The 4,451-nt window shown below is 74.2% G+C and carries 3 protein-coding genes; 1 reads left to right on the top strand and 2 read right to left on the bottom strand.

Going from position 1 to position 4,451, the window contains the following annotated elements; genetic code table 11:
- Positions 1-1,339 (top strand): MFS transporter (locus tag FOE67_RS17800; protein ID WP_194444403.1); only part of this gene is annotated, 1,339 nt, incomplete at its 5' end.
- On the opposite strand, the gene FOE67_RS17795 is transcribed toward FOE67_RS17800, so the two are convergent.
- On the bottom strand, positions 1,286-2,449 hold the full coding sequence (locus FOE67_RS17795; protein ID WP_182665467.1) for a MalY/PatB family protein: 1,164 nt from the start codon (positions 2,447-2,449) through the stop codon (positions 1,286-1,288). The two genes, FOE67_RS17800 and FOE67_RS17795, sit on opposite strands and share 54 nt — an antisense overlap.
- A 185-nt stretch (positions 2,450-2,634) precedes the next feature.
- Positions 2,635-4,359: a flavin monoamine oxidase family protein gene (locus FOE67_RS17790; protein ID WP_182665463.1), complete on the bottom strand. Its 1,725-nt coding sequence runs from the start codon at positions 4,357-4,359 to the stop codon at positions 2,635-2,637.
- Positions 4,360-4,451 lie beyond the last annotated feature (92 nt).

The following is a 4,451-nucleotide window of genomic DNA, read 5'->3' as shown; positions in this document are numbered from 1 at the left end:
CGCCGGGCCCTCCCCCACCTCCCGCGACCGGAAGTCCCCCGACCTCCGCCGCGCGCGTCGCTCGGTGGGCTCGGTCTTCGCCGTCCACGGCGCGGTGACCGGATGCTTCGCCACCCGCATCCCCTGGATCCAGGATCATCTCGGCCTGGGGACCGGACAGTTGGGGCTCGCCCTGGCCTTTCCCGCGATCGGCGCCGCGGTGGCCATGCCGATGGCGGGGCGCATCGTGCACCGGTGGGGCGCCCGGGCGGCCCTGCGCACCCTGCTCGTCCTGTGGTGTCTGGCGCTGGCGCTGCCCGCCCTCGCCCCGCATCTCGCCCTCCTCTGCCTGGCCCTGGCGATCTTCGGCGCCACCGCCGGCATGGCCGACGTGGTGATGAACGCCCAGGGCGTGGAGGTGGAGGAGCGGTACGGCCGGTCGATCATGTCCGGCCTGCACGGGCTGTGGAGCGTCGGCGCCCTGGTGGGCTCCGCCGTCGGGGTGGCCGCCGTCCACCTCGGCGTGGACGCCCGGCTCCACCTCCCCACCGCGGCCCTGTTCCTCGCGGTGCTCGCGCGGTTCGCGGTGCGCGGGGTGCTGGACGTGCGCGCCGAGCCCGGCGAGGCGGCACCGCCCCGCTTCACCCTGCCCCCGCGCTCCGCCCTGCTGATCGGGGCGGTCGGCATGTGCGCCGTCTTCGGCGAGGGTGCCGGAATGGACTGGTCCGGGGTCTACCTGCGGGAGATCACGCACAGTTCGGAGACCGTGGCGGCGGCCGGCTACACGGGCTTCGCCTGCACCATGGCCATCGCCCGTCTGCTCGGCGACGCCGTGGTGCGGCGGATCGGGGCGGTGCGCACCGTGCGGGTCAGCGGCCTGCTGGCCGGCGCCGGCGGCGCCCTGGTGGTGATCGCCCCGGTGCCCGCCGTCGGCGTGACCGGCTTCGCGCTGCTGGGCGTGGGCATCGCCGTCGTGGTCCCGCTGGCCTTCGCCGCCGCCGGCCGCAGCGGCGCGCAGCCGGCCCGGGCGATCGCCGGGGTGGCGACGATCACCTACACCACCGGTCTGGTCGCGCCGGCGGTGATCGGTCTGCTCGGCGAGGTGGCCTCGCTGCGGATCTCCTTCGCCCTGGTGACCGGGGCCGCGCTGGTGCTGTTCCTGTGCGCCGGCGTGCTGGCCCCCGGGCGGACGCCCGCCCCGACCGGGGCCGCGATCACCGGTGCCGCCACGGGGGGCACCGGGGTCCCGCCCACCCCGGTGGTCGGGGTGGGCGGGTCCGGTCCGGCCCCGGACACCGGGGGCGGCTCAGTCGACGGCGGCGGCCATGCGGCGCACGGCCTCGGCGAGCAGCGCGGGTGAACACGCCAGGTTGATCCGCACCCGGCCCTCTCCCCCGGTGCCGAACTCCGGCCCGGGGGAGAGCGCCACCCGTCCGCGCTCCAGGAAACGGGCCGCCGGGTCCGGCTCCCCGGGCCACAGTTGACGACAGTCCAGCCAGGCGAGATAGGTCCCCTCCGCCTCGAGGACCTCCACGCCGGGCAGCAGGAGGTCCACCAGGCGGGTCAGCAACCGGCGATTGGCGGCGACACCGGCGAGGAAGCCGTCCAGCCACTCCCCGCACTCCCGCAGCGCCACGGTGTGCGCCAGCACGCCCAGGTGACTCGCGGCATGGCCGAGAGCCTCCGGAAGGGACGCGAGGTCCCGCTCCGCCTCCGGGCCGGCGACGATCAGCGCCGCCTTCACCCCCGGCAGGTTCCAGCTCTTGGAGGCGGAGAGGACGGAGAAACCGCGCCCCGCCCCCGGCCGGGAGAGCCAGGGGGTGAAGCGCGCGCCCGGCGGGACGATCGGGCCGTGGATCTCGTCCGCCACCACCCGCACCCCGTACCGTTCGGCCAGGCCGGCCAGGGTGTCCAGCTCATCCGGGCGGGGCACCGTGCCGGTGGGGTTGTGGGGGTTGCACAGCACGTACACGGAGCCGGGGGCGGAACGGAAGGCCCGCTCCAGCGCCTCGGGGTCCATCCGCCCGGCCGGGTCGAGCGGCGCCTCCACCAGCCGACGACCCCGGTGGCGCGCCAACTCCGCGATCGGGGGGTAGAGCGGCGGACTGATGACCACCGTGCCGTCGGGCGGGGTGAGCAGGCCGATCAGCTCGGTGACGCCCTGCATCACGTCACCCACCGGAAAGGTCCGTTCTTCCGGCACGGGGACGCCCCACCGCTCCCGGGAGAAGGCGTCGAGGGCCCGGGCGTAGCCGAGGTGGTCCGCCGGGTATCCCAGGTCGCCCCGGTCGATCGCCTCCCGCAGGGCCCGGGCGACCGGCTCCGGGGTGGGCACGTCGGCCTCGGCCACCCACAGCGGCAGCACATCGGTGGGATGACAGCGCCACTTGGCGGAGGTGCGTCGGCGCAGGTCCTTCTCGTCGGGGACGAGCAACGGTCCCCCGGGGGCGGCGGCCGCCGCCTCCGCCACGGCGCGGGCGACGGCCTCCGAGGGGTCGGCCACATCCGTGGTGGGGCGCAGCGGGGATATCTCCGACGGGGCGGCGGCCCGACCGGGCCCGGGGGCTGTCGCGGAGTGGTCCAACGGCACGGCGGTTTCTCCTCTGGTGACCGGGGAACGGCGGAGCGGCGGACGTCACGGGAACGACCGTCGTCTCAATCCTCCGGCAATTCCACCGGTGCCAGGGCGTCGAACAGATCACCCGGACCGGGATTGGCCGGATCGCAGACGCCCCCGAAGTGGCGCATGACGCCCCACACGGCGTTGAGAGCGGTCTGGACCGCGCCCTCGGCCCAGCCCGCGGTCCAGGAGATGTCGTCGCCGGCGAGGAACAGACCCCGGCGATCGGCGGGCAGCCGGTCCTGCACGAAGTGGGTGAACAGCCGGCGCTGGTAGCGGTAGTGACCCGGCAGATTGGCCTTGAACGCCCCCATGAACCAGGGCTCGTTCTCCCAGGAGACGGTGACCGGGTTGCCGATGATGTGCCGCCGGATGTCGACATGGGGATAGATCTCCCGCAGGGATTTGAGCATCACCTCCATCCGCTCCCGGGCACTCAGCGGCAGCCACTTGAGGCTGTCGTCGCACCATGTGTACGACAGGCAGATGACGGCGGGGCGGTCCGGGCCGTCGTCCAGCAGGTAGGTGCCCCGGGTCATCCGGTCGGTGAGGGTCATGCTCATGGTGTCCCGTCCGGTGCGCTCGTCGCGGTCCAGCCAGAAGGGCCGGTCCACCGGCACGAAGAGCTTCGAGGACTCCATGTAGTGGGTGCGCTCGACCGCCGTCCAGTGGTCGATGGGCAGCAGGTCGTCGTCGCAGTCGATGCGCGAGAGCAGCAGCCAGGACTGGGCCGTGAAGATCGCCGCCCGGTAGGTGCGCACGTCCCCGTCCGCGTCGGTGACGGTGATCCGGTTGCCCGCCGTGCGGTGCAGGCGGGTCACGGCGGGGCGGGTGCGCCCCCCGTGCAGGGAGCTCAGCGAGGTGCCGCGCGGCCAGTGCACCAGCTTCTGCGGCTCGTCCTCCCACAACCGCAGCGGCAGTTGCCGACTGCCGCCGACGATGAGCCGGTGGTCGTCGTCGGCGCCGGTGTAGACGACCCGCAGGATCTCCAGGATGGAGTTGGGGAAGTCGGTGTCCCAGCCGCCGGTGCCGAATCCCACCTGGCCGAAGATCTCGCGGTCGCGGAAGGAGGAGAACGCCGGGGAGTCGCACAGGAACCCGTAGAAGGTCCGGTTGTCCAGGCGCTCCACGAGGCGGGACCAGATCTCCCGGATGCGCGGCACGTCCCGTTCCCGGATGGCGCGCTGCATCGCGCCGAACTCCGCCCCCTCCTCCAGGGCGGAGTTCCACGCCTCCATGACCCGGTGGTAGACCGGCGGCAGGTCCTCCAGGGTGCGGGCGTAGTGGGTCTCCCCCTTGAGGTCGACGACGGTGGAGGGGGTGCCGGGGGCCAGCGGGTTGGGGAAGGGACGGGACTCCAGCCCGACGAGGTCGGCGTAGTGCCAGAAGGCGGTGGAGGAGGGCGGGAAACGCATCGCGCCCATCTCGGCGGTCAGCTCCGGGTCGCACCCCTCGAAGGTCTCGGTGCGCAGCCGACCGCCGATGCGGTCGGCCTCGTACACCACCGGCCGCAGGCCCATCCGCATCAGCTCGCGGGCGGCGATCATGCCGGAGAGCCCGCCGCCGATGACCGCGACCTCGGCACCGTGCTCGGTGGCCGGGATCTGGCCGAGGCCCGCCGGGTGGGCGAGCCAGTCGTCGTAGGCGAAGGGGAAGTCGGGGCCGAACATGGTCACGGTCGGCTCCGGGCGGGCATCGGTGGGCGGGTGCTGCTCCGCCTCCCGGGCGTCGTGGGCGACATTGGGCACCGTGGAGGTCATCTGGGGTTCTCCCGGATCGTGCGGTGGAGGTGCCGGCGTGGTGCGGCCGGCGGCGCGGGGCCGTCACCCGCCCCGGGGACGGGGCGGGGCGG

The organism is Streptomyces calidiresistens, from assembly GCF_014141525.1.
Classification (GTDB): Bacteria; Actinomycetota; Actinomycetes; order Streptomycetales; family Streptomycetaceae; genus Streptomyces; species Streptomyces calidiresistens.
The sequence above is the reverse complement of the archived record's forward strand: the minus strand, read 5'-3'. Positions and strand labels throughout refer to the sequence as shown.